The sequence below is a fragment of the Enterococcus rivorum genome (assembly GCF_001742285.1).
Taxonomy (GTDB): domain Bacteria; phylum Bacillota; class Bacilli; order Lactobacillales; family Enterococcaceae; genus Enterococcus_L; species Enterococcus_L rivorum.
On the sequence record NZ_MIEK01000001.1, the window covers coordinates 92,749 to 118,403 of the forward strand.

Genomic DNA, 25,655 nt, shown 5'->3' on the forward strand with positions numbered 1-25,655 from the left:
TTTTTATAAATGAAATGAGGGAGAAAAATGAATAAAGAACATTTTTTGATTGAGTTAAAAATTTACTTAAAACCTCTTTCTTATCAACAGCAAGCACTTATTTTAGAAAAGTATGAAACTATTTTTGAAGAACGACTTGCTACTGGTGAGACAGAAGAAGCGATTGCAAAAGAGTTAGGTAAACCTAGAACAATTGCAGAAGAAATCTTACAAGAATTTGATATTGACGTACCAGAAAAACAATTAGGACGTGATGGCTGGCAAGAATTTCATCCTGAAAAAGAAGCTGAGTACAATGTAACTGATTTTGATGAACACAATCCTTATGATGAGCAGTATCGTATTTATGAACGCCCTCGCCATAGCCCTTTCGTTCGTTTCTGTCAAATAGCAGGAATTTTAGCTTTGAACTTTTTCATGATGATCTGGGTCTTTTTTGGAATTTTAATGGGATTTTTAGGCGTTTGGATTGCTGCGATTGCTTGTTTGCTATCACCAATTATTGGTGGTTACGCTGTAATTGCCGGCTATAATGATGGTTCTATGTTCCAATTATTTCTGAGTATTTTTCTTTTTGGCGGATCAATCATTGCTTTATTAATTCTAAAGCCGTTAACTGCTTGGTTTTTACGCATTTTGAAGCATTACTTTGTTTGGAATATCTCAGTTTTAAGAGGGGATGTTTAAGATGAAAAAGACAACTGCATTCTTTTTAGTGATTGGAGTACTTGCAATGATTGGTGGAGGAATTGGCGCTGCGACCTTCTACCATCGTGCTGAAAATACTATGATTACTCATAAAAAAGAAGAACACGTGATAAAAAATAAAAAAGCATTAAAAGAAGTTCATTTGAACCTTAATGGCAATGCCGATTATAAGATTCAAACCGAAGCTAGTGACAAGGTATTAATGGAAACATCTTTTGGAACCTCTTCAACGATAGAAAGTACTTTAAAAGTGGAAGAAAAAACAGATCGTTTAAATATTTCAACATCAGGAAATCAGTCGAATACTGTAACCAATAAATTTAGAATCGGTTTCTTTTTTGATGAATTTAATCCAACTGTCACAATCACTATTCCTGAAAACGCTGAAAAAATTATTGTTGAAGGAGCCGGCGCTGGAGATGTTAGTTTTGAAGGCGTTGGAACTAAGGATTTAGCCATCGATTTGAATCATTCTGATCTTTTCTTCAATCAAGTAAATACAGAAACCTTAGATATCAAATTATCTACCGGTGATATCAATTTATATGGCGACACCCGTTCAAAAAAAATTTCTGCTGCAACCAATTACGGCGACCTTGAATTAGTAAATCTTTCAGTAGAAAAACTCAATGCAAAAACAGGAACAGGGGATATTTATTTAAGCGAAGTGAATGGCGTTTCAACAATTGAAACTAACCTAGGAAATGTCACTGTCTCAAATCTAAAGGGAGATGCTACTTTCACTATTGGTACAGGAAGCTTTGACTTAACGGGTAATGATTTACCAAAAAAATTGAAAGTGACAGCTAATTTAGGCGATATTTCTATTGAGACTGACGAAATTCTCTACAACACTTCTATCTCAGCAACTTCTTCACTTGGTGATGTGGAAATTTTTGGAAATGAAAAGACAAGCTATAGTAACGGAAAAGCTGATCGTTCTTTTGAATTATCAACTAAAACAGGGGATATTAGTGTAGACGGTCCCTCTGGCCACGAAGAAAATTGACTTTTAATAATTTTTGCGAGAAAGCATTTTAGTGCTTCTCGCTTTTTTCTATTCCTAGATAGATGTGTTCTAATTTAAATGATGGTATAATGAAACTCGCTGTCATCTATAGTAGCAAAGAATAAATGAACCCTTTTGACGAGCTATTCAAACAAAGAATGTCGTTACTATATACAAATAAGGAGGTTGAAAGTAGCGTAGCAAGTTAAATTCGATTAAGATCCTTGCTACTACTTAACTATTATTATGGAAAAAAAGAAACTTTACTATCAATTTGCTGGAAGCTGCTTTTTAGTCATTTTTATGTTTTTAGGCTATGTTGTCAGATTTTATCCTAACTGGATTTCTGGTTTTGATCAAACACTAACTCAAATAATTCGGACACCTTATCCAAACTTAAATACTTTTTTCATCTGGTATACTAAATTCGCCAATCCAATGACCATAGCAATTTTGACTCTTGCATTTGTAGTGATTTTATTTCAAGGAAAATACTATGCGGAAACTTTGTGGCTATCTGTCAATACTGTTGTTTTTGCTGGCATTGGAAATTCGGCTATCAAACTTCTATTCATGAGATCAAGACCTAGTTTAGACCATTTGGTTACTGAAACTAGTTATAGTTTTCCCAGTGGTCATTCAACTGGCAGTGTTTTATTCTATGGCACGTTGATTTTACTACTGCCTCAATTTATCAAAAATCGTAAACTCTGCCTTCCCTTACAAATTATTCTCGGTGTTGGTATCTTTTTTATTGGGATTAGCCGAGTGTACTTAGGGGTTCACTTTCCTAGTGATGTTCTTGCAGGTTTTTGTTTTGGGCTTGCTTGGTTATTGATGGGCTACCCTATTTACTTGGAAAAACGATTTGTTTGGCGCTTCAAAAATAAACAGAAATAGAAAGAAGAAAAATAATGAACTCATTTTCATATACAGACGATTCAACTAAACGTTATCACACTTGGAATTATGCCCTACGTCAACAATTTGGTGGAAAAATTTTTAAAGTGCCACTAGATGGCGGTTTTGATTGTCCCAATAGAGATGGAACAGTTGCCCATGGCGGTTGCACTTTTTGCAGTGTTTCAGGATCTGGTGATATGATTGTTGCTCCCCAAGAACCTTTACCAATTCAATTTCAAAAAGAAATTCACATGATGCATAAAAAATGGCCTCAAGTGGACCAATATATCGTCTATTTTCAGAATTTCACGAATACCCATGCCCCTCTTGAAGTTATTAAACATCGTTTTGAACAAGTCGTGAATGAAAAAGGTGTGGTAGGTATTTCGATTGGTACGCGCCCTGACTGTTTACCAGATGATGTCGTCGAATATTTGGCAGACTTGAATCAGCGTTATTATCTCTGGGTAGAACTTGGTTTACAAACAACTTATGAATCAACAAGTGCCACCATTAACCGAGCGCACGATTATCAAACCTACTTAGAAGGTGTGGAAAAATTACGTAAGCACAATATTCGAGTTTGCACTCACTTGATTAATGGACTTCCTGGAGAAAGTCTAGACATGATGTTAGAAAATGTCCGTCGAACAATTTTAGATTCTGATATTCAGGGAATCAAACTTCATTTGCTCCATTTAATGACCAATACGAAAATGGTCAGAGATTACCACGAAGGTCGTTTGCAATTAATGACTCGTCACGATTATGTAAATGTGATTTGCGACCAACTCGAAATGATTCCACCTGAGATTGTCATCCATCGACTGACTGGAGATGCCCCAGCGGATTCGATTATTGGTCCGATGTGGAGCTTAAAAAAATGGGAAGTTTTAAATGCAATCGATGACGAATTAAAAAATCGTGATAGTTACCAAGGAAAATACAATATTCGTTCTTCAAAGGAGGTTTCCTACTAATGTTACAAACCGCGTTACATTTTAGTCACTCGTTACTCAGTGATGTTGTTACGGAAGGAAACGTCGTCGTTGATGCAACCATGGGGAATGGAAATGATACTGCTTTTTTAGCTCAACTCGTAGGTTCTTCTGGACAAGTATATGCTTTCGACATTCAAAAACGAGCCGTTGAAAATACAAAAGAGAAAATAACCGCTTTAGGTTTATCTGACCGGGTAACGTTGTTGAACCAAGGACACGAAACGGTATCAGCTATTTTGCCGAAGGAAACGCCTTTAACTGCTGCTATTTTTAATTTGGGCTATTTACCAAAAAGCGACAAGCAAATCATTACAAAACCAGACACTACTAAGCAAGCATTAGATCGTTTATTGTCTTATCTTGTTCCAAAAGGACGAATTATTGTTGTCGTTTATTATGGTCACGATGGAGGGAAAGCTGAATTAGATTTGGTTCAAACCTACTGTCAACAACTCCCTCAGGAAATTTACAATGTTTTAAGCTACCAATTTATCAATCAAAAAAATAATCCACCTATTCTGTTTTGTATTGAAAAAAAATAATTTTTAAAAGCCTTGGTGATGGAAGTTCTCTATTCCGTCATCAGAGGCTTTTTTCAATAGGATTCCTTTAACCAACCTTTTTTACTTTTCGATAAATAAAATTCCCTACAATTTGGATTATCTGAACAAAAACAATCAATAAAATAACCGCACTGTACAAAATTTTGTCATCAAAGTTTTGATACCCATAAATCACTGCTGTAGAACCTAACCCTCCTGCTCCAACAGTTCCTGCCATCGCTACCGACCCCAATACCGAAATAATAGACAAAATACTACTGGCAACCATGGCTGGAAAAGCCTCTACGACCAGCACTTTGAAAAAAACTTGCAAGTTTGATGCGCCAAATGATTTGGCTGCTTCAATTAAGTTAGGGTTCACTTCATTTAGGTTATTTTCAAATAACCGAGCAATAAAAGGTGTCATGCCTAACGTTAAAGGAACAATTGCTGCTTGAATCCCGATAGTTGTGCCCACAAGTAATCTAGTAAATGGAGAAATCGCCACAATCAAAATAATGAATGGAAAAGAACGTATAATGTTAATGAGAGCATCCAAAAACTTATAAACTATTTTATTAGGTTTTAAACCGTTCTCTTTCGTATACGTTAAAACAATAGATAATAAGAAGCCAGCAACGGTTGCTAGGAGTGTTGAAAAAAAGACCATTACTAAAGTTTCCTTCAAACTGGGAAATAAAATTTTAGTAAATAAATCAAAATAGCTCACTTTATCTCCTCCTCTTCGATTAACCGATAGACACATTTTATTTGATCGAAAAAGTTTTTAAATAACACTAAATGGTGCTTTTCTACCTTGATTAGAAATAGCCCATATGTTTGATTACGATAGGATTCAATCTCACTTCTAATGAGTAAATAAGGAAAAGGAACCGCTTGTGAAAGACGATATAGTAAAGATTCGCTATGGGGCGCTGCCTCAAGAATTTTGAAATAAGTCCCTGTTCTTTCTACTTGATGCTGATTGTTTCTTCCTAAAAGTGAGTTCAAAGCTACCCCTTCTTCAAAAAAGAGTTGTACAACTGCGCCATGTTCTACAACTTTTCCTTTTTCAATCAATGCCATTTTGTGGCATACCTGTTTGATGACGCTAATTTGATGTGTCACTATGATGATTGTGATTCCTAAGGCTTGGTTTATAGTTGATAATAGTTCTAAAATTTCATTCGTTGTTTTAGGATCTAAAGCTGAAGTTGCTTCATCGCAAAGTAATAGTTCTGGTTCAAGCGTTAATGCTCGTGCAATCGCTACCCGTTGTTTTTGTCCACCTGAAAGTTGGTCAGGCATCGCATGAATCTTGTCTTCTAGCCCAACTAATAGTAGTAATTCAGTGACTTTAGATTCAATTTCTTTTTTTGAATAGCCCCAACACTTCATCGGAAGTGCTATGTTATCAAATACATTTTTTCGACTTAATAACGTAAAATCTTGGAAAACCATGCCTATCTTTTTTCTAAATGCTTGCTGTTCTTTCTCTGTAAGATTTTTGACTTCCAGATTGTTTATTTTGATAGAGCCCCCTTCATAGTCTTCTAATCCATTAAGACACCTTAACAAAGTTGATTTCCCTGCACCGCTTATTCCTACAACTCCATATATTTCCCCTTTATTAATGGTTAAAGAGATATCCTTTAAAATAGCTTTATCAGCATACTTTTTTGCCAGTTTTTCAATCACGATCATCCTTTTAGGCTCCTGATGAATTATTTCTATTTTTGATCCCTTGATAGGCTCCTCGATAGTAGTTTTCTTTCCGATTAACCTTGTAATCGTTCTCTCTGTTTTCTATTTTTAATTTATCCAAAATTTTCTTTTTGTTTTGACTATTTTCCATAGGATTTAACGTTTGCTCTATCCCATCAGCTACTTTAGCAAATTGAGAATATGGGATCCCCAGCCCCATTTCATCTTCTCCCCATCTTCCTACATGCCGCGTTCCTGAACACATCATCGAAATATTAATTTGATCCTTTTCATAAGGATAAGAAGTACATTCTTGGCAGATTGCTTGCATACCGGCCATTTTAATTTCTTTTAATTGCCCCGAATGATACGCATGTCCTTGCAAAATTCGCATAGCATTCGCTGGATTAGTAACAATAATGACCATATCTGGATTCCCATCCCAATCTTTTGCAGGAACTACTCCAACACCAAAAATCCTCTTTTGACAATAAACCATATCTTCTGCCACAGAACGACTAACACATAAGTTTTTATAAACTTTCATGTTCGCATGTTTTTCTCCTGATTGACTGTAATCATCTTCTTGAATTAAGCCTAAAGCGACCGCTGAAGCTGGACAAGCAAAATTTTCGACAGTCATTTTTGTCCCTTGCCCTTCACTAGCATTTCGCACCGTTACACAATATGGTAATAATTTTTGACAGACTGGTGCAACAAATTGGTTATACTCTGTTTCATTTTCAAAAAAATAAATTCCTACTATTTGTCTTTTTAAGTCAAGTAAATCATCAAATTTCTTTAAACTTTCTACGTACGTCATTTTTATTCCCCCATATTTTACTAGCATTTTAGCCATATTTAAATGAATCGTTTGAATTTTTTGTAGAGTCAGTGCTTGTGCTTCAAGGAATGAACAAATAGCTTCCAATGAAGTTGGGAATTACTATGAATCACGGAGAACGTAGTGATTCGATGATGAATAGTACACTCCATTCAGCTACGCTTTATTTCGATCTCATCAACTTCTAAAGGCTAAAACATTAAGAGTTGCTATGAACCACAATGCACGTAGTGAATTGATAGTGAATAGTACCTACTCGGTGAAGGAAGGCGAACATCGTGAGCGTTGTCTCCTCTGTTCCTCACAAAGTACAGCTTGTCATAGAGAGGCAATGCTTTCTCAAAAAAACAGTGTTTCCTCGTAAAGTACAGCTCGTCAAAAAACAGTGCTGGGAATCATTGCTACGACTTGCAGAGCAGAGGATGAACTGTACAAGTTTCCTTAGCTGTTTTGCAAGCTTCTACAGCTCATTTGACTCCAGTTATCTAATTCGTCTTTACACCATAACTATATGATAACGGGATGTAACTTCTTGACAAACAGTGCTAGGATTTAAATCAACGGGCTTTACCGAGTCGCTTCTGTACTGCCTACTTCTCCTTTAATCTTAAATCATCTTGTTTTTTTAGTCGGTCAAGGTGCTAGTTAATTTTCATAAAAAGTATAGACACCTTTAAAATGGTCATTAATTGCCTTCTTACTTCTTTCTGTTAATAGAGATGCATTCATCTCTTCCGCCCATTTCTTATCGGCATTTTCTTTTTTTACGATTAAACTACTAGGAAATTCAGAAGCATTTTGATCGCGAACAAGATAATCGTTAAAATCTCTACCTGCTTTAAACATAAACGTAAAGAAACACACCGCTCCATCTAAGTCCTCTAAACTACGTACGGTTTGTGCCTGTTCAATTTCAATAAATTCGATATTTTTGGGATTTTTTTCAATATCTAAAATGGTATACCCTGTCTTTTTGTCACTAGTTAAGCTAATTAATCCCGCATCCTGCAACATTTTTAGTGCATTATCACGATTCATGGCATCATTCATAATTGCAATCTTAGCGTTATCTGGGATCTCTTCCAGTTTTTTGTATTTATCGGAGTACAAACCAATACCAGTATAGTAAACATAAGGTTTTATTAATTCTAAATCACCATTTTTTTGTTGATTAAAGGATTGAACAAAAGGCTTATGTTGTGCAAAAGCCGCATCTACATCCCCAGAATTAACCGCTTCCAAAGATTCGATATTATTAGAGAAGACAACAAATTCAGGGGCATACCCTTTTTCTTCCATGTCTTTCTTAGCTGCATTTAAAACGATTTCAGAAACTTGGTTACAAGCAATCTTAATTTTTTTCTTTTCCTCGTTACTCTCTTCATTTTTTGGTATGGTACAGGCGCCCAGTAAAAATAAAACCATCATCACCCCAAAAAATTTAACAACTTTTTTCATCAACAGATTCCCCCTCAAATTTTGTGCTACGTTAATTTTATCACAAACTATTTACAATTAGGGACTACTTTTTGTTATCTGCTAATAAAACATTTTTCATCTTAATATTCACCTCTAAAAATTTAATAAAAAATGAGGAACTTTCTTCTATCGAAAGTTCCTCATTCCTATCTTTATTCAAAAACAAACTGATTATAATATAATTCTGCGTAAAAACCATTTTGTTTTAATAGCTCATGATGACTTCCTTCTTCAATCACTTCACCATTTCTTAACACAACGATTCGATCTGCATTTAAAATTGTTTTTAAACGATGAGCAATAACGAAACTGGTTCGGCCCTTAATCGCTTCATCCATTGCTTTTTGAATTTTTGCTTCGGTTACTGTATCAACATTACTAGTAGCTTCATCTAAAATTAACAAGGCTGGATTGGTAATAATCGTCCGAGCAATACTGACTAACTGTTTTTGACCTGTACTGAAAATATTATTTTCTTCTGTAATTAGAGTATCATAGCCCTCTTCTAAAGATAAAACAAAGTCATGTATATTTGCCTGTTTTGCAGCATTTACAATTTCTTCTTCGGTAGCATCTGGTTTCCCAAAAGCAATATTTTCTCTAATTGTACCAGAAAATAGTACTGAATCTTGTAATACAATTCCTACATGTGAACGTAAACTACTTAACTCAATTTCACGAATATCCGTGTCATCAAACAAGACAGAACCCTTGTTAACATCATAAAATCTATTTAATAGATTCATAATTGTCGTTTTTCCGGAACCTGTTGGACCAACTAAAGCAACCATTTCACCTTTGTTGACGTTAATTGATACATCTTTTAAGATTGGCGTTTCAGAATCGTAACTAAAATCAACATTCTTCAAAGAAACAGAATGATTAATCCCTGCAATTTCCTTCCCATTTTCGGGATTAACTTCATCTGGCTCATCAAACATTTCATTCAAACGTCTAGCACCTGTTACTGCTAACTGAATCATGTTGTAACCAGAAGAAATTTGCATTAAAGGTTGATAGTATTGTTGAGAATATTGGACAAATGTCACTACTAAACCTAAAGCAACCGACTTATCTAAGCTACCATTGACAGCTAACCAGCCCCCAAAGAAAATAACAATAGCCGTATTGATAAGTGACATTCCCTGCATCATTGGGAACAGAAGCCCTGAGTATACTTGTCCCTTAAACGTTGCCTCACGAACCGTTTTATTATGTTCTAAAAATCCATTTATGGTTTCTTCTTGCAAACCATTAGTAATGATCATGCGTTGACCACTAATTTTTTCATCCACATAGCCATTTAATTTTCCAACTTCATCTTGTTGGATATCAACATATTTATGTGCTTTGCTAATCACTAATACGGCAATCAAAATTGCCACAGGTGTTGAAGCAATAGTTGCCCAAGCTAATTCAACATTTTGTCTAAACATCATAATAAGAATTCCAACAAATAACGCGATATTCGTCATAAACTGCAATAACGCTTGATTCAAACTATTTTGAATATTGTCTAAATCACTTGTAAATCGGCTTAAAATTTCCCCATCTTGATGAGAATCAAAGAAACGAATTGTTAGTTTTTCTAATTTGTTGAACAATCCTATTCGCATCCGATTGGTTGACTTCCCAACTACCTGAGTAAAGAGGATACTATAGATAAAGTTAGCACCACTTAACATCACATAGAATAAAATTAGTTTCCAGATAATACTGACAAACTTACTTTTATCATCTGTTCCGGTCATTAATTGTTGTGCATAATTAGCTAGTTCCTGTATCGCTTCTCCAATAAATTGCGGAGCTTTCACCTGTAAATAGGTTGCCGATACTATTGCCAAAAAGATAAAAAAGAACGAGTATTTATAACGTTTTAAATAGTGAAAAAAGAACTTACTTGCTTTTACTAAATCAGTCATTAGTCCTCATCCTTTCCTTTTTGAGTTTCATATATTTCTTGATAAATAGCATTTGTTTTGACTAATTCTTCATGTGTCCCTTCGCCTACTAGGTGACCCTTGTCTAAAACTAGGATTCGATTGGCTTTTACTACAGAAGAGATTTTCTGTGCGATGACAATGGTTGTTGTATCTTTTAATTCACTGTCTAACGCTTCTCTAACCAATCGTTCTGAGCGAGCATCTAACGCACTAGTACTATCATCTAAAATCAAAATCTTAGGCTCACCAATGACACCTCTAGAAATCGAAAGTCTTTGTTTTTGCCCGCCAGAAAAGTTATTGCTTCGTTCGGCAACTGGTGCTTCATATTGAAGCGCTAATTTTTCAATAAACTCTCTTGCTTGAGCAATCTGAGTTGCATGAGTCATATCTTCTACGGTTGCATCCTTTTTCCCTTGACGCAAATTTTGAGAAATTGTTCCTGAGAATAAAATGGCTTTTTGCAAAACAAAAGAAACTGCATTGCGTAAGCTGTGTTCATTCACTTTACGTAAATCAACTCCTCCGACTTTTACAGTACCTTCCGTTGGATCAAATAGACGAGGGATTAACTGCGCCAAAGTAGATTTACCAGCTCCTGTAGCGCCTACTACACCAATCATTTCTCCAGGGTTAATAGAGAATGAAATGTCTTTCAAGGTATCTGTATCATCTCCTGGATAACGGAAACTTACATGGTCAAACTGGACACTTCCACTAAGCTCTTGTTCTGGAACATCTTGATACGTAATATCTGGTTCTGTATCCATAATTTCTTTAATCCGTTTAATTGATACAGCAGCACGAGATGTCATCATCATCATCATGCCTCCAATAATGATTGCCATCATAATTTGCATCAAATAGTTCATAAATGAAGCAATCCCACCAATAACAGTCGGATCATCTTTTACTAAATTGCTAACAAAAAAGATGGAACCTGCGATGGCTAAATTCGCTGCTAACATAAAGGATGGAATCATAACTGAAAAAAGTGTTCCTACGATAATATTGTGTTTAGATAGCTCATCGCTGACTTTGCCGAATCGTTGTAGTTCATTTTTTTCTTGTACAAATGATTTAACGACTCTAATCCCCAATAAATTTTCTTTGGCGATGCCATTGACCTTATCAATTAATTTTTGGATAATCATAAAATGTTTGCCCATTCGAGAAAATGAAAGAGCACTAATAATTCCTACTGCTATAACTAAAAGAACAATAACCCACCACAATTGCGGTAACGTGGTCATAGCTAAAATAAAACTTCCGATAAAAAGAATCGGAATTCTAAATAGTGTTTGTAAAGCAATCATAATAACATTTTGGATTTGTGTAACATCATTCGTTAATCGAACAACTAAATTTCCTGCTGAAAACTGCTCCACATTTCCAAATGAAAAAGTTTGGATTTTTCTAAACGTTGCTTCTCGGATATCCGCACTAACCCCCTGGGCAACTTTTGCTGAAAAGATGGTATTCACAACTCCCGCAATCAATCCAATTAGGGCAATTCCAATTAGATAGATCCCTAATTCTTTCATTTTATTACTATCTTCCTTAATAATTGCTTCTAATACTTTTTGAAGTAATTTAGGCTGCCATAATGCTGACATGACCATAATAACAACAGTAATTAAGGCTATTGCCACTTCTAGCTTATACTTTTTTGCATGTTCTAAAACAATACTCATCTTATCCCCACTTTCCTATTGAATCTCTACTGATGGTACCTAATAAAAACAAGCGTTATCCTATTGACTCTATTTACTTAACACTGTAAAATTAGGCTGCAAAATAATTTACCATTTTTAGCTTATAAATACAAGATATTTGTTCAAAAAAATCACTATAAAGGATGACCAATAAATGGAACCAAAATTATCCAAAGAAAAAATTGTCCAAGCTGCTTTTGATTTACTGAAGGAAACTCCTGAATTAAGTACTCTCTCTATGCGTAAAGTAGCAACTAAACTTTCTGTTCAAGCACCAGCAATTTATTGGTATTTTGACAGTAAACAAGCTTTACTTCAACAGATGGCAGAAGAAATGGACAGACATTTTTGCCCACCCAAACAACAAAACAATTGGAAAGAAACCATTTATGCATATATGGAAAGTTACTATGAGCTTTATCTGCAATATCCTTGTGGGGTAGAAATTGAAATGAATACCGTGCCCTCTTACCCAACTAGATTAAAAAATCTCGATGCTATGTTGAAAATTTTACATGAAGCAGGATTTTCGGTTTCAAGTAGCTATATAATCGTGTCTTCCTTGCAACATTTGCTATTTGGTATGTTGGTCGATTCTTCTGAAGAAAAAAAATTGCATACCCGATTTCTAGCAGGTGATTCTTACCTCCATCAACAAGTTGATTTAATGAAACAATACGTTCAAGATAACAATTTAGCTCATATAGCTGAGAATATTCAATATCGGCAAGAAACAAAACAGAAAGATTTATTTCTGGAATCTCTAGCTATTTTTCTAAATGGTTTATCGATTTAAATAGAAAAACACTGGTATAAAAGATTCCTTATGCTAACTGATTCCAGTACTGCACAGGCTGTTCCTCTTTTAATCGTACCAGTGTCTTTTTTTATTTTTCTAATGGTAACCAGTCTAATACTCTCTGAATCCATTGATCCCAAAATTCCCACGTATGATTGCCAGGACCCACTTCAAAGGTATGTGGAATATTAGCCTCTGTTAAAGCTTTCGTCATTTCATTGTTTAACGGCAAGAGGTCATCTTCCTCTCCACAGCAAAGAAAGATTTTCGGTATTGATTTTCCGCTTTTGACTAGTTCATTTAATAGATACATCGGATCATTTACAGAGCCTTTTAACTCTTCTAATGGTCCAAAGATACCTTCCCAGTAATTTCTACCTCTAACTGCTAAAAAGGCGTCTACATGCTCAGCAATGTTCACAGCGCCAGACAAAGAAGCAACTGCACCAAATTTTTCTGGCAAAGCTAAACCAAGCTTCAATGCTCCATATCCTCCCATAGATAATCCAGCAGCAAAAGTTTTCTCCCTCTTCGTAGTTAATTGAGGAAATAATTCTTGTAAGATTTCAGGAAGTTCCTGTGATAGAAACGTCCAATAATTCATGTCATAAGTTGTATCAGTATACCAACCTAAATCTGTTGAAGGCATGATAACAGCTAACCCAAGCTTGCTAACATACCTTTCAATAGAAGTCCGCCGTTCCCAAGCACTATGATTTCCACCCATCCCGTGAAGCAAATACAGAACAGGAATATCTGACATTTGTCCCACTGTACTTGTTCCTATTTTCTTTTCAGTCTTTTGAGGTAAAATAAGATCAATCGAAACCTCCATCCCTAAAACATTTGAATAAACATTTGCCTGTAAAAAAGCCATACCTACTTCCTCCTTCACTTTTTCATTTTACAATGAACTTAATTACTTTTCCTCTTAAAAAAGAGATTCAAAATTAGAGCTAATAAAACAATCAGCATGCCCACAAAGTAAACAGAATGTAACCCTTCATAAAGAATTGTACGCAATGGAACCAGTAATTTTGCAGCAATTGTATTTGCTGTGTGTGGATTAACTAGTTTGTTCATAACATCTGTATCTAAAGGCAACGGACTTGCCGCCATTTTATTCGTTGTAACACTTGTTAAAATCACTCCAAAAACTGCCACCATTAATGTCTGACCAATTGTACGAACTAAAGTGTTAAACGATGTAGCAACACCCATTCTAGAAGAATCTACACTACTTTGGGCAGTTACCGTTGTCGTTGTAATCGTAATCCCAAACCCAATTCCCAAAATAGAAGAAATAACCAAGAACCATACAAAGGTCGCCGTGGATGAAGCAAAAGCTAATCCTGCTGCTCCTAATAAAGTAATACTTAAACCAATCATTAAAACTTTTCTAGTGGTATTTTTTTCCATTAAATTACTAGCTAAAAAAGAACCTACCATCCATAAAAGAGACATTGGTGCTAAGATTAGTCCTCCGATTGCTGCGTTTTTTCCTAATACACCTTGCATCCACATGGGGATATAAACCTCTACCCCCATTAAGAAACCACTAATCAACGCTGCTACAATATTTACAATAACAAATGTAGAATTTTTGAATAGCTTCAAATCAATTACAGGATCTTCTGCCCTTCTTTCAACATACATAAACAAGATAAAGAGTCCCAGAGATAATAATAGACATAAAATCACTTTCAGATCAAAGCCACCATCTCCAATTAGTTGAAACCCTAGTAACAATGTTAACAATACAGTCATCAACAATAGACTACCCATAATATCCATTGGAACTTTTGATTTTTCTCTTTTTGGCTCTACTAAAAAGCGACTAATCATTACTAATAAGACAATACCTATCGGAACATTAATAAAAAATATCCAATGCCAACCGACAGTGTCAACAATAAATCCTCCGGCTAGCGGACCAAAAATACTAGCAATCCCCCAAGCAGCACTGTTCAAACCTAAAATTTTTGCTCGTTTGTCTAGTGAGTAAATATCTCCAATAATTGTTAAGGCTACTGGCATGATTGCACCTGCCCCAACTCCTTGAATAGCTCTAGCAATAATCAATGTTATCATATTTTGAGCTAAACCACATAACGATGAACCAATAATAAAAATAATAATTCCAATAATGAAGATTGGTTTTCTACCTATTTTATCTGCTAACTTCCCATAAATAGGCGTCAACATCGCATTCGTTAGTAAATAAATTGAGAACACCCAATTCATGATTTCCATTCCTTGTAGCGAACCTACTATAGTTGGCATCGCTGTTGAAACAATCGTTCCTTCAATTGCTGTCATAAATGTAGCAACAAACACACTGATTGTCACCAATTTTACATTTGTTTTTCTTTCCACTAAAACACGTCCTTTTACTATTTTAATACATTTTAACGATGAATTGTTCTATTTGCTTAATATTGTTCTATTATTTTGCTCTTAGCAACTCATTTTTCGTTTGTTCGTTTAACACTAGCATAACTTGGTATCTGTTCGCAACAAAATAGCGTTGCTAACTTTCATTAGCAACGCCGCCTCTTTATTCCTTTAAACTAGCTTTCAAAGCATCAACTTTATCTGTCTGCTCCCATGGTAGTTCAATATCTGTACGACCGAAATGTCCATATGCCGCCGTTTGCTTGTAAATAGGTCGACGTAAATCTAACATTTCTATTATTCCAGCAGGACGTAAATCAAAGTTTTCACGAACTGCTTTTATTAGTTTACTTTCTGTTACTATACTAGTTCCAAAGGTGTTGATAGAAATAGAGACTGGTTGTGCCACGCCAATTGCATAAGCTAATTGCACTTCAACTTTCCTAGCTAAACCAGCTGCAACAATATTTTTAGCAATATAACGCGCTGCGTAACTAGCTGAGCGATCGACTTTTGTTGCATCTTTACCTGAGAAAGCTCCGCCTCCGTGACGAGCATATCCACCATAGGTATCTACAATTATTTTACGACCGGTTAAGCCAGCATCTCCTTGTGGTCCGCCAATTACAAAGCGGCCGGTTGGATTAATAAAATACTTTGTTTCTTCATCTAATAAATGGGTTGGAATCACTTCATCAATGACGAATTTTCTTACGTCATTTTGAATTTGTTCCAAGGAAATTTCTTCATCATGTTGTGTGCTAATAACAATGGTATCGACACGTAATGGTTGCCCTGCCTCATCGTATTCTACAGTAACTTGTGATTTTGCATCAGGACGTAAATAAGTCAAGATGTTCTCTCGACGTAGCTCTGCAAGTTTCCGCACTAGTCGATGACTCAAAGCAATAGGTAAAGGCATTAATTCAGGCGTTTCGTCAATTGCAAACCCAAACATTAATCCTTGATCACCAGCTCCGATGTCCTCTTGTTCATCTTTTGCTCCGCGAGTTTCCAGTGCTTCATCCACACCTTGAGCAATATCTGGTGATTGCTCGTCGATTGCTACCAATACAGCGACCGTTTCTCCGTCAAATCCATATTTAGCATGTTTATAGCCAATATCTTTGACTGTTTGTCGAACAATTTTTTGAATATCAACATAAGCTGTGGTTGATATTTCTCCAAATACCAGAACTAAACCTGTAGTAACCGATGTCTCACATGCTACTCGAGCCGTTGGATCTTTTTCTAGAATGGCATCTAAAATGGCATCACTCACCTGATCCGCTACTTTGTCAGGATGTCCCTCTGAAACTGATTCTGATGTAAATAAGTGTCTTTCTGTCATAGTGTATTCCCCCTTAGTATATTCGGTTACAAGGCATCTTTGTTACGCAAAAGAATTTAGTAGCTATGCTTATTTAGTAAAAAATACCACAACTATTCTGTTCTCTTTCGTCACAACAAATCCTTTCGGGAACTTGTAACGTTCTCAGTATAACAGATTTAAAAATAAAATACTGCTCTTTTGAAATAATTTATAACTATTTGTTATTCTCATCTCTGCAGTTACGCTTTTTTGTATTATGTTAAAAAAAGGTTAAGATTTTATTCATCTCAACCTTTTCTAACATTTTCTATTTTGGATATTACAAATGTGTTTGCTCAATCATTCTTTCCAATAATCGATTTTCTGTTTGAATGACATCAAAAAAAGCACTGATTTTCTCTAATTGTTCATAGTCTATTTGATAAAGCTTAACGCTTGGTTTCAAGAAAAAGAACCCTCTTCTGATTTTCACACGTCCGTCAATTAAATGACATTGTTCCATCATCGTTTGCAAATCCAATTCTGAAACGCTATTTTTAACTTTTTCTACCCGTGCACGTTCATAAACTAATTCGTCCTTTGTAACAACCATTTTTTCGGTAATTGTCACTAATTCTCGGTTCAAACGCCAAGACTGTTCAATGAATTTAGCTTTTTTATATAAATCATCATATTTTATCAAGTCGATTCTTACTGGTTTATACCAATCTTCTTCGTCTACTTCTGATTTATTATGAGTTTTAAATCGTTTTAATCCGCTAACCAATAAGCTATTTTCTATAGCGAGCAGCTCGTGTTCCAATTTTTCTTTTGCCACTCGCAATCGATCCTTTGACGCTTTTTCTCTTTTGATACTTTCTTGCAAATAGACGATTTCATTTTCATCAGAACGCACGATAGGAGCTGTTGAAGCGACTTGTTTTGACGCAGGTCTTACTTTTTTTGAAGGTTTTCTTATCTCAGCTTCTACTACTGGAATCAGCTCTTCTTCTTCTTCTTCTTCTTCGTAATTATTACCCTCATCTTTTTCATCGTCTACTTCATACTCTTCCATGTCATGCGACTCATCATCAAAGGTTTCTGTTGCTTCTTCTGAATCTGCTAACGTTACTTTCACAGGAAAGAAAACTTCTTCTTGTATCTCATAACCTTGGTTCTTTTCTTCATCCTCATCTTGTAAAAGCGCCAGAAGTCTAGCCTCAAGAACTTCACTTACTGTTTCTCCACCAGAGTAGCCCATTTGTCTCATACTTTCAGACAAATTAAACCGGAATGGAAAAGCATCTTCCTTAAATTCTACAGGAATAAACTCACAAGAATATGTACTAAATGCGCCACTTACTTCTTCCACCACTTTGGTCCAAATAAATTGTGGAAAAATTTCTTTTAGTTCATCTAACAAAACATCCCAATTTAATTCTACTTGATAGAATTGAATTTCTAAGTATTTTTCTAAAGATGGGTGTTGAGAAATTCTTTTTAGATGCTTGGCTTGATCAAATATAGTCAAATAGCCACCTAGTTGTTTATTGTAGAGATCTTCGCAAAGATCAATAAAATCTTCTTGACGTTTTACTTCGAAGAGAACGGTACCTGTTCCATCAGGAATTGCTTTTTGATGAAAAAATACATCAAATAATTCATTCACAGGTCCGCCCCCCTTTCCATTTTTTATTAAACATTATACGATGGAGCTAGCAATAAAAGCTGTCCTTCTGTTAAGAAATATTTATCTAATTGATTCCATTCTTTTAATGACCAAACTGAAATACCTGTTTCTTTAGAAATACTAGCTAATGTATCATTTTTCTTCACTTTATACGTCGCATCAGTCTTTTTACGACTAGCACTAACTTGATATTCAGAAGTTGATTTTTTTGCAACTTGCACTTCTTTTCCAGTAAGAGCACTTGATACTTTCTTAACAACCTCTAAAGAGCGATCTACAACATCATCTTTTTTCACAAGAGTCGTTTCTAGATTTTTTTGTTTAGGTATAATCAGTTTTTGACCAACATACAGCATGCGTCGATCTAATTGATTTTTCTCCAAAATCGCTAGAGTGGAAATATTATATAAATCACTAATTGACTTCAGCGATTCACCTTTTTTTACAGTATGACTAATAAAATCTAATTTTTGATCTTTTTCAGTATTACGTTTTTCAACTTTATCTACACTAGTAAGAATTTTACTATCAGTAGACTTTTTGTCTTTTATCTCATCATATTGAGTTAGACTGTAAGCTTCAATTAAGCTATTCAATTTTGCAGCATAACTAGTATCCGTTGCATAACGCCCCGTTAAATATTTAGTGGCATCTTTATATGTTTTTGTATTTGACTTCCAAGCTCCACTATAAAATCCATTACTGCTATCTGTTCCACCACGAATGAGCTTAACATAATCTCCTAATGACTCTTTGTACGATGGATACTTTCTGAAATTAGAACGAATCGTATACATTCCACCGGAGCCATTATCTTCACTCGTTAGAAAATTAGCACTCTGTCCTTTATAGCTTCCTTTAATTCCAAATAGATTATAATTTGGGGCAGAAGCGAGTGCACTATTACCAGAGGCACTTTCCAAAATAGCTTGAGCAATCATCACTGAAGCGTATAAGTTATTTTGCCCTGCTATATTACGAGCATCTTCTCCAATAACTCCTACAAAAGCTTTTGTAGTCAAGTTAGGACTGATATGGAAAACTTGTTCTCCAACTGGTGTAGAAGCGTTAGCGCCAGTACCATAATTTGGGGTTGTACTTCCATTCGGTCGTGCAGGTACAGTGGGTTGACTCGGTCTTTCTGGTCTTGGACTAGAAGGCTTTGTCGGTTTCGGTTTAGATGGTTTTGGTTTAGAACTTGAACTTGTCGAAGTACTAGAACTTGTTGATGAACTGCTACTAGAACTACTTGTACTTGAAGACGAGCTACTTGACGAAGTACTTGTTGATGGACTGGTTGTTGAATCAGTTGTACTCGAACTGCTTTCACTACTTGTCTCTGTTGTAGATTCTATTGTTGTATCAGTTGTTTCAGACTCTTCAATGTCTGTACTGCTTTCTAGTGTAGTGCTTGTTTCTATCGGCTCACTGTTACTTGTATCATATGTAGAATTGCTAAATTCTTCTGTAGTAGTAATGGTCGCTTCTTTAGAAGAAGACAGAATGTTTACTGTCTCCTTCCCTTCCGCATCTTTTGTTGCTAAATCTTTTGAATCTTGTGCCAAAATAGGTTGTGTATCTTCTACAGAAAGGACCGCAGTTGAGGCCAGTAAGCCTACACTTAAAAGGCGCATTTTTTTACTGTTAAGATTTCTTTTTTTCACCAATTGGTCCTCCTTTTTTTATTCTTCTGAATCTTCTTTTACTAAGTTAATGATTTGATTGAAAGCATGTTCCGATTCTTCTTGAACATTTTTAATTCGATTATAGTAACTTGCATACTCTTTTGTTGCTTTTTCTAGTTGTTTCAAAACAACTGCTTTTCGGTTTGTTTCTTCTTCAACTAGTTGTGCTCTACGATTTGCTTGATTAATAATCTCTTTGGCCTGTCTTTTGGCTTCAATAAGAATTTCACCCAGTTCTTCTTTGCTTAATTGCACACTGGATTCTGCTTCTTTTTGAACTAGCTGTCGTTTAGCAGTTTCTAATTCTGATTTTACACGAGCAAGTTCTTCATAAGCACTTGTGTCCACAACTTTTGTTTCTGCTGGTGTAACAACAACTTGATGCTCTGAAAGCTTATCAATTTCCTCTTGTTTTAATGTTAACTCTTTTTCGAATTGTTTTATTTTAGAAGCATAACGCTCCACTTTTCTACGACTTAAATCTAGCTCATCTAAATAACGATTATTTTCTCTTAACAAACCATTGTACTGAATTTTTACTTGCTTCAATTCAGCAAGTCTTGCTTCATAATCTTTCGGCATTGCTTGCACAGTCGCAAGTTCATTTTCTATCGATTGATTCGTTAAATGTAAGCTTTCGATTTCTTCTTGCAAAGTGCTTTTTTCTTGAAGATTCGTTTTCAATTCCGATTTTATTTTGCGTAGTTCATTTTTAAGCTGGGCATTTTCATCTTCTAGTTCTTCCAACTCTTCATTAACAATCGGCGTTTTTGGACGGCGTTCTTTTGCTTTCTTGACAGGTTTTGGTTTTGACTTTGGCTTTTGTTTTGATTTAGCTTTTTTCTTTACTGGAAAGATAGCTTTAGATTTTGCTTCTTCAAACTCGTCGTCGTCGTAATCATCGTCGTCTTCATAATCATCTTCATCATCTTCATAATCATCATCGTCGTCGTAATCATCGTCGTCATCTTCATAATCATCATCGTCGTCGTAATCATCGTCGTCGTAATCATCGTCGTCATCTTCATAATCATCTTCATCGTCGTAATCATCTTCATCATCGTCGTAATCGTCGTCGTAATCATCGTCGTCTTCATAATCGTAGTCGTCGTCTTCATACTCTTCGTCGTCAAATTCATCATAATCATCATATTTTTTTGACTTCTTTGATTTTTTCGATTTCTTTGATTTTTTGCTAAAAAAATTCAGCATGAGTTCACAGCCTTCCCATTTCAAATATATATTTTCTTATTTATTAACTTCAAAGTAGACGAATAAAAAGAATCCCATTTCATTTTGATTGCAAACTAAGATGGCAATCACATTAGTCGGTAAAATTTTAATCTTTAAAATCGCTTCAACTTTTAAACAGATTTAATTTTTAATGAGAAAATAGTTCTCAAACAAAATAAATATTCTCACATACTATATAAGTTTAATGCATTATCTTCATTTCGTCCAATCCTTTTTTTATCATTATTAGGAAAAAATTGACAATTATCTGAAAAGATCAATCCTTGCCTACGTAAAAAGAACGGGGAAATGGCTTTTAGTTTCGAATTCTTTCATATAAAAGATAATATTTTTCGGAAAAAATATGGTAAACTATTTAAAAAGGAGGTCTAAAATAATGGATATTAAACAGCAATTCAAACTGATTCAAAATAATTTCACTGAAAATAAAGAATTTATTATAGATGGTTATTATAGAATACGAACTTTAGATAGTGAAACCTTTGAACTCGCCTTTTTAGTTGGTGGTCCTTGTGGCGAAACAATTGTACATCCCCAAATTACAGTAAAAATTAACGAAAATGAAGTAATTGGTGAAAAACTTATAGATATGTATACGACACCTGCTAAATTTTTTTCTCGTGAAAAAAATAGTCTTGAAATTAATCAAGCCTTAGAAGAGTTGATAGAAAAATTTCTTAAGAGTAAGCAACTAGACGGAGACTAAACCTTTTACTTCTCCACTAGTTGCCTGCTCTTTATTTTATTAAATATAGTTGAATTATTATATTATGGCTACTTACATTTTGTGGACACTGTGAGCACTTTCGATTCCTTCACAGGCCTGTTTACAAGCTTGATTAATTAATTCAAACGAAGTTTCTTTCCCAATTAGTCCTCGTTTATATTTGATTTCATCCATTACTTCACATTTTTCATCTAGTGCGTCTAACCAATAATAAACCCCTTCTTTGTATGTATCCAGTCCTTGCAATAGAATTTGTGTTGCTTCTTTCCCCTCGTAAACAGATAAATTTCTCCTAAAATTGGCTTCCTCAACAAAAAAGCGACTCACATTATTTCTACAAAAAACATATGTATCTTTTCCCCGACGATTTGGTCCTTGACTATAGCTGTTTTCCTGTACTTCTTTGGAAATGGCATTAAAAATCTCATTGTAAACTTCAACTCTCTGCATTACCGACAAAATCATATCCGTATAATTAAACACAATGCTCTCCCCTTCCTCGTCTCAACAACTTTTAAAGCTTGCTTACCATTATTATAGTATCCTCTACCATTTTATATCAAGTAATATGCTAATAAGGTAATTCTTTAAATATTAAGCTTTTAATCCAAGGTTTTCATTTGACATTTACACTACTTTTCTGATAGTCGTTTGATTTTTTCAGAAGAGGAACTATTGTAGTCATTTAATAATGAAACAGAGTCTTTTCCAGAGGAACTGAGATTCTTTAAATAGTTATTTCACAGCTAGTAAGCTAATAATTATCATATTGTGCCGTTTAGGCAATGTTTCCAATAGAAATAAAGTAAGAGTTCTAGTGACCATGGTACTTGGTCTAGGAACTCCTACTCTATCTAATTTTCATAGCATGATGATTACCTGGAGTTGGTAAAGAACTGACTAGTTTCTCTCCTTTTTTGGAGTCAAACCTTACCGTTCTATATCCCAGTAAAACCCACTTATTATTCGTACAAGTAATACTCTCGAATTGTGTTGATGTCTTCTGAGGACAAATCCATGACCTGCTTCAAATAATTGTCCATGGAGCCTGCTATTTTCTCTATTTCATCATAGGCTGCTTCGAAGTAACGTTCCTTGGTTTGCATCAAACCAGATAAATAAGTCAAAACCGTTTCGTTATTTGTAAATTGCTCATACTCCTTCATACGCTTTTTATTTCGTTCTTCCATATTATTTTTAGTTTGCATATAATCAAGTTTTATTTCTTCTTTGGAAACGCCTAAAACTGCTAAAACTAAAATTGCAGCGAAACCAGCCCTGTCTTTCCCACCTCTACAATGATGAAGAATCGGAAGATTGTCAGGATTTAATAGTAAACGTAAATAAGCTTGATATTTTTTATTTGAAAAAGATTCTCTAACCAATTTCCTCATTTCTTCACTCATTTCGTCTAAACGTTGTGCAAAATAAGTTTCTCCTTCATTCTTCTCAGCAATTTCAACAAGTTTAGCAATTTTCGATTGGTCATCATGCATATTTCCACTGGCTAGTGCAGCAATTGGTGCATTGGGAGATAGGTTTACATACTTAATACCTGCTGGAAGAATATCTGGCGCCTGAGAAATTTCTTTTTCACTTCTAAAATCAACCACTGTTTTGATGCCAAGTTTTTCTAAAATGGTTACATCTTCTTCTGTCAGGTTATTTAATGCATCTGATCTAAAAAAAGTTCCCCATTTGACTTGTCGACCATTCATCCCCGTATAACCACCAAAATCTCTTGTATTAAATGTTCCTTTCAAGCTAATTTTCCTTACGGCAATGATCTTTAATCGATTGGCGAAAGCATAAACAAAATAGCTTTTTTTCTCTAATGATTGTGCTTCAAATCTAATTGGAGTACCTGAAAAATTTCCCAATTTCTTTTTTCCTTCAATTGTTAATGTTGGCTCGGTTCCTTGATATATGGTTACTTCTGTCTCTTCCTGAATTTCTTCATCAAACAACTCATAAAATTGATTTTGTTTTATTAACTCTGTCATTCTTTATACCCCTTTACTAGCTAACTCTCGTTCTGTTATTTCTTCTGCATTGACTTTTTGTCTATCTAACATTTTTAAAAACGGATAGTATAGGAGCAGACAAGCTACAAATTGGATGACTTGAACTGTGACCCCAGCAAAGCCGCCTGCTAAGAACCCTCCAATAATTGGTGGCATACTCCAAGGCAAGTTAATTCCAACTACAGGTAAAAATCCTATAATCGTTGCAAAATAAGCTATTGAAATACACATTACAGGTGCCAATGTCATTGGCACAAAAATAATTGGATTGTAGACCATTGGGATACCGAATTTCATCGGTTCACTAATCCCAAATACACCTGGCACGACAGCAACTTTTCCAATCGCTTTTAATTGTTTAGAATGAGTTAACCACAACAACATGCAGGCTAAAGCTAAGTGACGTGGTCCTTTATAGATATTTAGAAAATATGAGTTCAGAATAAATTCTGGACTTTGGCCTGTTGCTAAAGCTTGGGCATTGGCAATGGCTAAAGGTAAATACAAAGTATTGGTTACAGCGGAAGTTACATTACTTCCATGAATACCAAACCACCAGAACAATTCCCCAATGAAGCAAATAATCAACATTGTAGAAAGAGAGCCACTTGCACCTTCTAATGGTTTTTGTAGAATTGTATAAATAAAACTATGAGCATCTCCAAAAGCTGTTAGAGAAAAGCCAGCTGAAATGCCAATAAATAAGATTGAAATAATAACAATTGGAAATAAGGACTCAAATGATCCTGAAATTGCTGGCGGTACGCTAGGATGCATTTTTATTTTAAAGCCTTTATCCATAAATAGCACATATAGACGTGTCGCAATCAAAGCCGTAATCATTCCTACAAACATTCCTCGGGAGCCTAAATACGTCAGTGTAAAGGCTTGAACTGGCTCGCCCTTTACAGCAAAGGTTGTTAACGGTGTAATTAAAAAGAATGCAACGATTGAAATACATATCGCATTAATTTGTGACTTTTTATAATTTTTGGCCATTTCATAAGCTAGTGCAATCACTAAGTAGATTGTAATAATGCCATTTGTCATAGTATCCCCTAAAGTTAGATACCCTTTAATTCCAGTCTGTTCTAAAAATTGTAAATAAGGTTCATAAGGAATACTACCGATTAATGTAATGACTGAACCGACGATTGTTACTGGCAATAATCGAGCCATACCGGCAGCGATTGTTTTAACAAACATATTACTAGAAAACTTAACGGTCCACTTATTTAAAACTGGCCCAATTCTTTTTGCAGTTTCTTTTAAACTCATTGTTTATCCCCCGTTTCTACTTTATTTCTTTTAGTGCAAAATCCAACACAGCAGTCCCATTCATAGTTCCGTAATCCAGCGATTCAATTACAAAAACTGGCATTGATAGACTTTCTCTTAAATCTTCTAAACGATGAGCAATTTGCGGTCCAAGCAAAATAATGTCACTGTCTAGATGCTCTTCAATATCACTATCCCCCACTGCATCAATCCAAATTTCTTCTCCTTTTTCTTTCGCTGCCTCTTTCATCTTGGCAACAAGCATACTCGTTGAAAAACCTCCCGCACAAGCCAACAAAATTTTTTTCATTTTCCTTCCTCCTTTTCTAATTTTTGTAATCGATGTTCAATTACTTCAAAATAATTAATTAATTCTAAAACGACATCTCGAATAGATAACGCTGTCATCAAATGGTCTTGAGCATGAACTAAAAGTAAAGTCATGGTTTGCGTTTCACCTGAAACTTCTTTTTGAATCAGCTCTGTTTGAACTTTATGAGCGGCCACAGATGACTGACGAGCTTCCTCTAGTAAACATCTTGCTTTCTCAAAGTCACCTTGCTTAACTGATTTTAATGCTAATAAACTCTTACTTCTTGCATCTCCTGCATGTAGAATAATTTTCATAATTGTATCTTCCATGG

Annotated in this window: 24 protein-coding genes; 7 read left to right on the forward strand and 17 right to left on the reverse strand. The window is 35.0% G+C overall.

Translation table 11 applies throughout. From position 1 onward, the window contains the following. Positions 1-27: 27 nt before the first annotated feature. From BCR26_RS00440 to mnmM, 5 genes are all read left to right on the forward strand, one after another. Entirely contained in the window at positions 28-687 is a 660-nt protein-coding gene (locus BCR26_RS00440) for a DUF1700 domain-containing protein (protein ID WP_069696987.1), read from the forward strand. Position 688: 1 nt separating this feature from the next. Then, entirely contained in the window at positions 689-1,717 is a 1,029-nt protein-coding gene (locus tag BCR26_RS00445) for a DUF4097 family beta strand repeat-containing protein (protein ID WP_069696988.1), read from the forward strand. 246 nt (positions 1,718-1,963) lie between these two features. Next, complete coding sequence (locus BCR26_RS00450; RefSeq protein WP_069696989.1) at positions 1,964-2,617, forward strand: phosphatase PAP2 family protein; 654 nt, start codon at positions 1,964-1,966, stop codon at positions 2,615-2,617. A 14-nt stretch (positions 2,618-2,631) separates the two neighbouring features. After that, positions 2,632-3,600, forward strand: a complete 969-nt coding sequence (mnmL, locus tag BCR26_RS00455; protein ID WP_069696990.1) for a tRNA modification radical SAM protein MnmL/YtqA — start codon at positions 2,632-2,634, stop codon at positions 3,598-3,600. Continuing rightward, positions 3,600-4,163 (forward strand): tRNA 5-(aminomethyl)-2-thiouridylate-methyltransferase MnmM, encoded by a 564-nt coding sequence (mnmM, locus tag BCR26_RS00460; RefSeq protein WP_069696991.1) that lies wholly within the window; start codon positions 3,600-3,602, stop codon positions 4,161-4,163. Before mnmL ends, mnmM begins: the two co-directional genes overlap by 1 nt. A gap of 67 nt (positions 4,164-4,230) precedes the next feature. On the opposite strand, the gene BCR26_RS00465 is transcribed toward mnmM, so the two are convergent. The 6 genes from BCR26_RS00465 to BCR26_RS00490 all read right to left on the reverse strand — a co-directional run bounded on the left by BCR26_RS00465 (position 4,231) and on the right by BCR26_RS00490 (position 11,827). Next, a complete protein-coding gene (locus BCR26_RS00465) occupies positions 4,231-4,893 on the reverse strand; it encodes a methionine ABC transporter permease (protein WP_069696992.1) in 663 nt (220 codons plus the stop codon). Continuing rightward, positions 4,890-5,867 carry a methionine ABC transporter ATP-binding protein gene (locus tag BCR26_RS00470; RefSeq protein ID WP_069696993.1) on the reverse strand — a complete coding sequence of 326 codons (978 nt, stop codon included), beginning with the start codon at positions 5,865-5,867 and terminating at the stop codon, positions 4,890-4,892. The genes BCR26_RS00465 and BCR26_RS00470 overlap by 4 nt, the downstream gene beginning before the upstream one ends. A gap of 4 nt (positions 5,868-5,871) precedes the next feature. After that, a complete protein-coding gene (locus BCR26_RS00475; protein WP_139124842.1) occupies positions 5,872-6,690 on the reverse strand; it encodes a DUF169 domain-containing protein in 819 nt (272 codons plus the stop codon). A gap of 666 nt (positions 6,691-7,356) precedes the next feature. Then, positions 7,357-8,169, reverse strand: a complete 813-nt coding sequence (locus BCR26_RS00480; protein WP_069696994.1) for a MetQ/NlpA family ABC transporter substrate-binding protein — start codon at positions 8,167-8,169, stop codon at positions 7,357-7,359. 173 nt (positions 8,170-8,342) lie between these two features. After that, positions 8,343-10,112 carry an ABC transporter ATP-binding protein gene (locus tag BCR26_RS00485; protein ID WP_069696995.1) on the reverse strand — a complete coding sequence of 590 codons (1,770 nt, stop codon included), beginning with the start codon at positions 10,110-10,112 and terminating at the stop codon, positions 8,343-8,345. Further along, positions 10,112-11,827, reverse strand: coding sequence for an ABC transporter ATP-binding protein (locus BCR26_RS00490; protein WP_069696996.1), 1,716 nt, complete (start codon positions 11,825-11,827; stop codon positions 10,112-10,114). The genes BCR26_RS00485 and BCR26_RS00490 overlap by 1 nt, the downstream gene beginning before the upstream one ends. 175 nt (positions 11,828-12,002) lie before the next feature. Here BCR26_RS00490 and BCR26_RS00495 point away from each other — a divergent pair, with 175 nt between their 5' ends. Further along, a complete protein-coding gene (locus tag BCR26_RS00495; protein ID WP_069696997.1) occupies positions 12,003-12,644 on the forward strand; it encodes a TetR/AcrR family transcriptional regulator C-terminal domain-containing protein in 642 nt (213 codons plus the stop codon). 91 nt (positions 12,645-12,735) lie between these two features. On the opposite strand, the gene BCR26_RS00500 is transcribed toward BCR26_RS00495, so the two are convergent. The 6 genes from BCR26_RS00500 to BCR26_RS00525 form a co-directional block, all read right to left on the reverse strand. Next, complete coding sequence (locus tag BCR26_RS00500) at positions 12,736-13,524, reverse strand: alpha/beta hydrolase (RefSeq protein ID WP_069696998.1); 789 nt, start codon at positions 13,522-13,524, stop codon at positions 12,736-12,738. Positions 13,525-13,562: 38 nt separating this feature from the next. Then, a complete protein-coding gene (locus BCR26_RS00505) occupies positions 13,563-15,023 on the reverse strand; it encodes an MDR family MFS transporter (RefSeq protein WP_069696999.1) in 1,461 nt (486 codons plus the stop codon). 181 nt (positions 15,024-15,204) lie between these two features. Beyond that, complete coding sequence (gene metK, locus BCR26_RS00510) at positions 15,205-16,392, reverse strand: methionine adenosyltransferase (RefSeq protein ID WP_069697000.1); 1,188 nt, start codon at positions 16,390-16,392, stop codon at positions 15,205-15,207. A 301-nt stretch (positions 16,393-16,693) separates the two neighbouring features. Then, positions 16,694-18,022: a hypothetical protein gene (locus BCR26_RS00515; RefSeq protein WP_069697001.1), complete on the reverse strand. Its 1,329-nt coding sequence runs from the start codon at positions 18,020-18,022 to the stop codon at positions 16,694-16,696. Positions 18,023-18,048: 26 nt separating this feature from the next. Beyond that, the gene (locus BCR26_RS00520) at positions 18,049-19,707 is read right to left on the reverse strand and encodes a glucosaminidase domain-containing protein (protein ID WP_069697002.1); all 1,659 of its coding nucleotides are present in this window, start codon (positions 19,705-19,707) and stop codon (positions 18,049-18,051) included. Between the two features lie 18 nt (positions 19,708-19,725). Then, entirely contained in the window at positions 19,726-20,940 is a 1,215-nt protein-coding gene (locus BCR26_RS00525) for a coiled-coil domain-containing protein (RefSeq protein WP_069697003.1), read from the reverse strand. A gap of 418 nt (positions 20,941-21,358) precedes the next feature. On the opposite strand from BCR26_RS00525, the gene BCR26_RS00530 reads away from it, so the two are divergent. Then, positions 21,359-21,688: a hypothetical protein gene (locus tag BCR26_RS00530; RefSeq protein WP_084386964.1), complete on the forward strand. Its 330-nt coding sequence runs from the start codon at positions 21,359-21,361 to the stop codon at positions 21,686-21,688. Positions 21,689-21,760: 72 nt separating this feature from the next. On the opposite strand, the gene BCR26_RS00535 is transcribed toward BCR26_RS00530, so the two are convergent. The 5 genes from BCR26_RS00535 to BCR26_RS00555 form a co-directional block, all read right to left on the reverse strand. Then, positions 21,761-22,192: a hypothetical protein gene (locus BCR26_RS00535; protein WP_069697004.1), complete on the reverse strand. Its 432-nt coding sequence runs from the start codon at positions 22,190-22,192 to the stop codon at positions 21,761-21,763. Positions 22,193-22,671: 479 nt separating this feature from the next. Continuing rightward, the gene (locus BCR26_RS00540; protein ID WP_084386965.1) at positions 22,672-23,712 is read right to left on the reverse strand and encodes a tyrosine-protein phosphatase; all 1,041 of its coding nucleotides are present in this window, start codon (positions 23,710-23,712) and stop codon (positions 22,672-22,674) included. Between the two features lie 3 nt (positions 23,713-23,715). Next, a complete protein-coding gene (locus BCR26_RS00545; RefSeq protein WP_069697005.1) occupies positions 23,716-25,011 on the reverse strand; it encodes a PTS sugar transporter subunit IIC in 1,296 nt (431 codons plus the stop codon). Positions 25,012-25,027: 16 nt separating this feature from the next. After that, positions 25,028-25,321, reverse strand: coding sequence for a PTS sugar transporter subunit IIB (locus BCR26_RS00550; protein WP_069697006.1), 294 nt, complete (start codon positions 25,319-25,321; stop codon positions 25,028-25,030). After that, positions 25,318-25,653, reverse strand: coding sequence for a PTS lactose/cellobiose transporter subunit IIA (locus BCR26_RS00555; RefSeq protein ID WP_069697007.1), 336 nt, complete (start codon positions 25,651-25,653; stop codon positions 25,318-25,320). The genes BCR26_RS00550 and BCR26_RS00555 overlap by 4 nt, the downstream gene beginning before the upstream one ends. Between the last annotated feature and the right edge of the window lie 2 nt (positions 25,654-25,655).

What these genes read in the sequence shown, in the direction of transcription:
- BCR26_RS00480 (WP_069696994.1), bottom strand. Translation starts at nt 8,169, where the DNA reads ATGAAAAAAGTTGTTAAATTTTTTGGGGTGATGATGGTTTTATTTTTA.
- BCR26_RS00555 (WP_069697007.1), bottom strand. Translation starts at nt 25,653, where the DNA reads ATGGAAGATACAATTATGAAAATTATTCTACATGCAGGAGATGCAAGA.
- BCR26_RS00475 (WP_139124842.1), bottom strand. Translation starts at nt 6,690, where the DNA reads ATGACGTACGTAGAAAGTTTAAAGAAATTTGATGATTTACTTGACTTA.
- BCR26_RS00545 (WP_069697005.1), bottom strand. Translation starts at nt 25,011, where the DNA reads ATGAGTTTAAAAGAAACTGCAAAAAGAATTGGGCCAGTTTTAAATAAG.
- BCR26_RS00550 (WP_069697006.1), bottom strand. Translation starts at nt 25,321, where the DNA reads ATGAAAAAAATTTTGTTGGCTTGTGCGGGAGGTTTTTCAACGAGTATG.
- BCR26_RS00470 (WP_069696993.1), bottom strand. Translation starts at nt 5,867, where the DNA reads ATGATCGTGATTGAAAAACTGGCAAAAAAGTATGCTGATAAAGCTATT.
- BCR26_RS00440 (WP_069696987.1), top strand. Translation starts at nt 28, where the DNA reads ATGAATAAAGAACATTTTTTGATTGAGTTAAAAATTTACTTAAAACCT.
- metK (WP_069697000.1), bottom strand. Translation starts at nt 16,392, where the DNA reads ATGACAGAAAGACACTTATTTACATCAGAATCAGTTTCAGAGGGACAT.
- BCR26_RS00530 (WP_084386964.1), top strand. Translation starts at nt 21,359, where the DNA reads ATGGATATTAAACAGCAATTCAAACTGATTCAAAATAATTTCACTGAA.
- BCR26_RS00490 (WP_069696996.1), bottom strand. Translation starts at nt 11,827, where the DNA reads ATGAGTATTGTTTTAGAACATGCAAAAAAGTATAAGCTAGAAGTGGCA.
- BCR26_RS00450 (WP_069696989.1), top strand. Translation starts at nt 1,964, where the DNA reads ATGGAAAAAAAGAAACTTTACTATCAATTTGCTGGAAGCTGCTTTTTA.
- BCR26_RS00485 (WP_069696995.1), bottom strand. Translation starts at nt 10,112, where the DNA reads ATGACTGATTTAGTAAAAGCAAGTAAGTTCTTTTTTCACTATTTAAAA.
- mnmM (WP_069696991.1), top strand. Translation starts at nt 3,600, where the DNA reads ATGTTACAAACCGCGTTACATTTTAGTCACTCGTTACTCAGTGATGTT.
- BCR26_RS00495 (WP_069696997.1), top strand. Translation starts at nt 12,003, where the DNA reads ATGGAACCAAAATTATCCAAAGAAAAAATTGTCCAAGCTGCTTTTGAT.
- BCR26_RS00500 (WP_069696998.1), bottom strand. Translation starts at nt 13,524, where the DNA reads ATGGCTTTTTTACAGGCAAATGTTTATTCAAATGTTTTAGGGATGGAG.
- BCR26_RS00540 (WP_084386965.1), bottom strand. Translation starts at nt 23,712, where the DNA reads ATGACAGAGTTAATAAAACAAAATCAATTTTATGAGTTGTTTGATGAA.
- BCR26_RS00445 (WP_069696988.1), top strand. Translation starts at nt 689, where the DNA reads ATGAAAAAGACAACTGCATTCTTTTTAGTGATTGGAGTACTTGCAATG.
- BCR26_RS00525 (WP_069697003.1), bottom strand. Translation starts at nt 20,940, where the DNA reads ATGCTGAATTTTTTTAGCAAAAAATCAAAGAAATCGAAAAAATCAAAG.
- mnmL (WP_069696990.1), top strand. Translation starts at nt 2,632, where the DNA reads ATGAACTCATTTTCATATACAGACGATTCAACTAAACGTTATCACACT.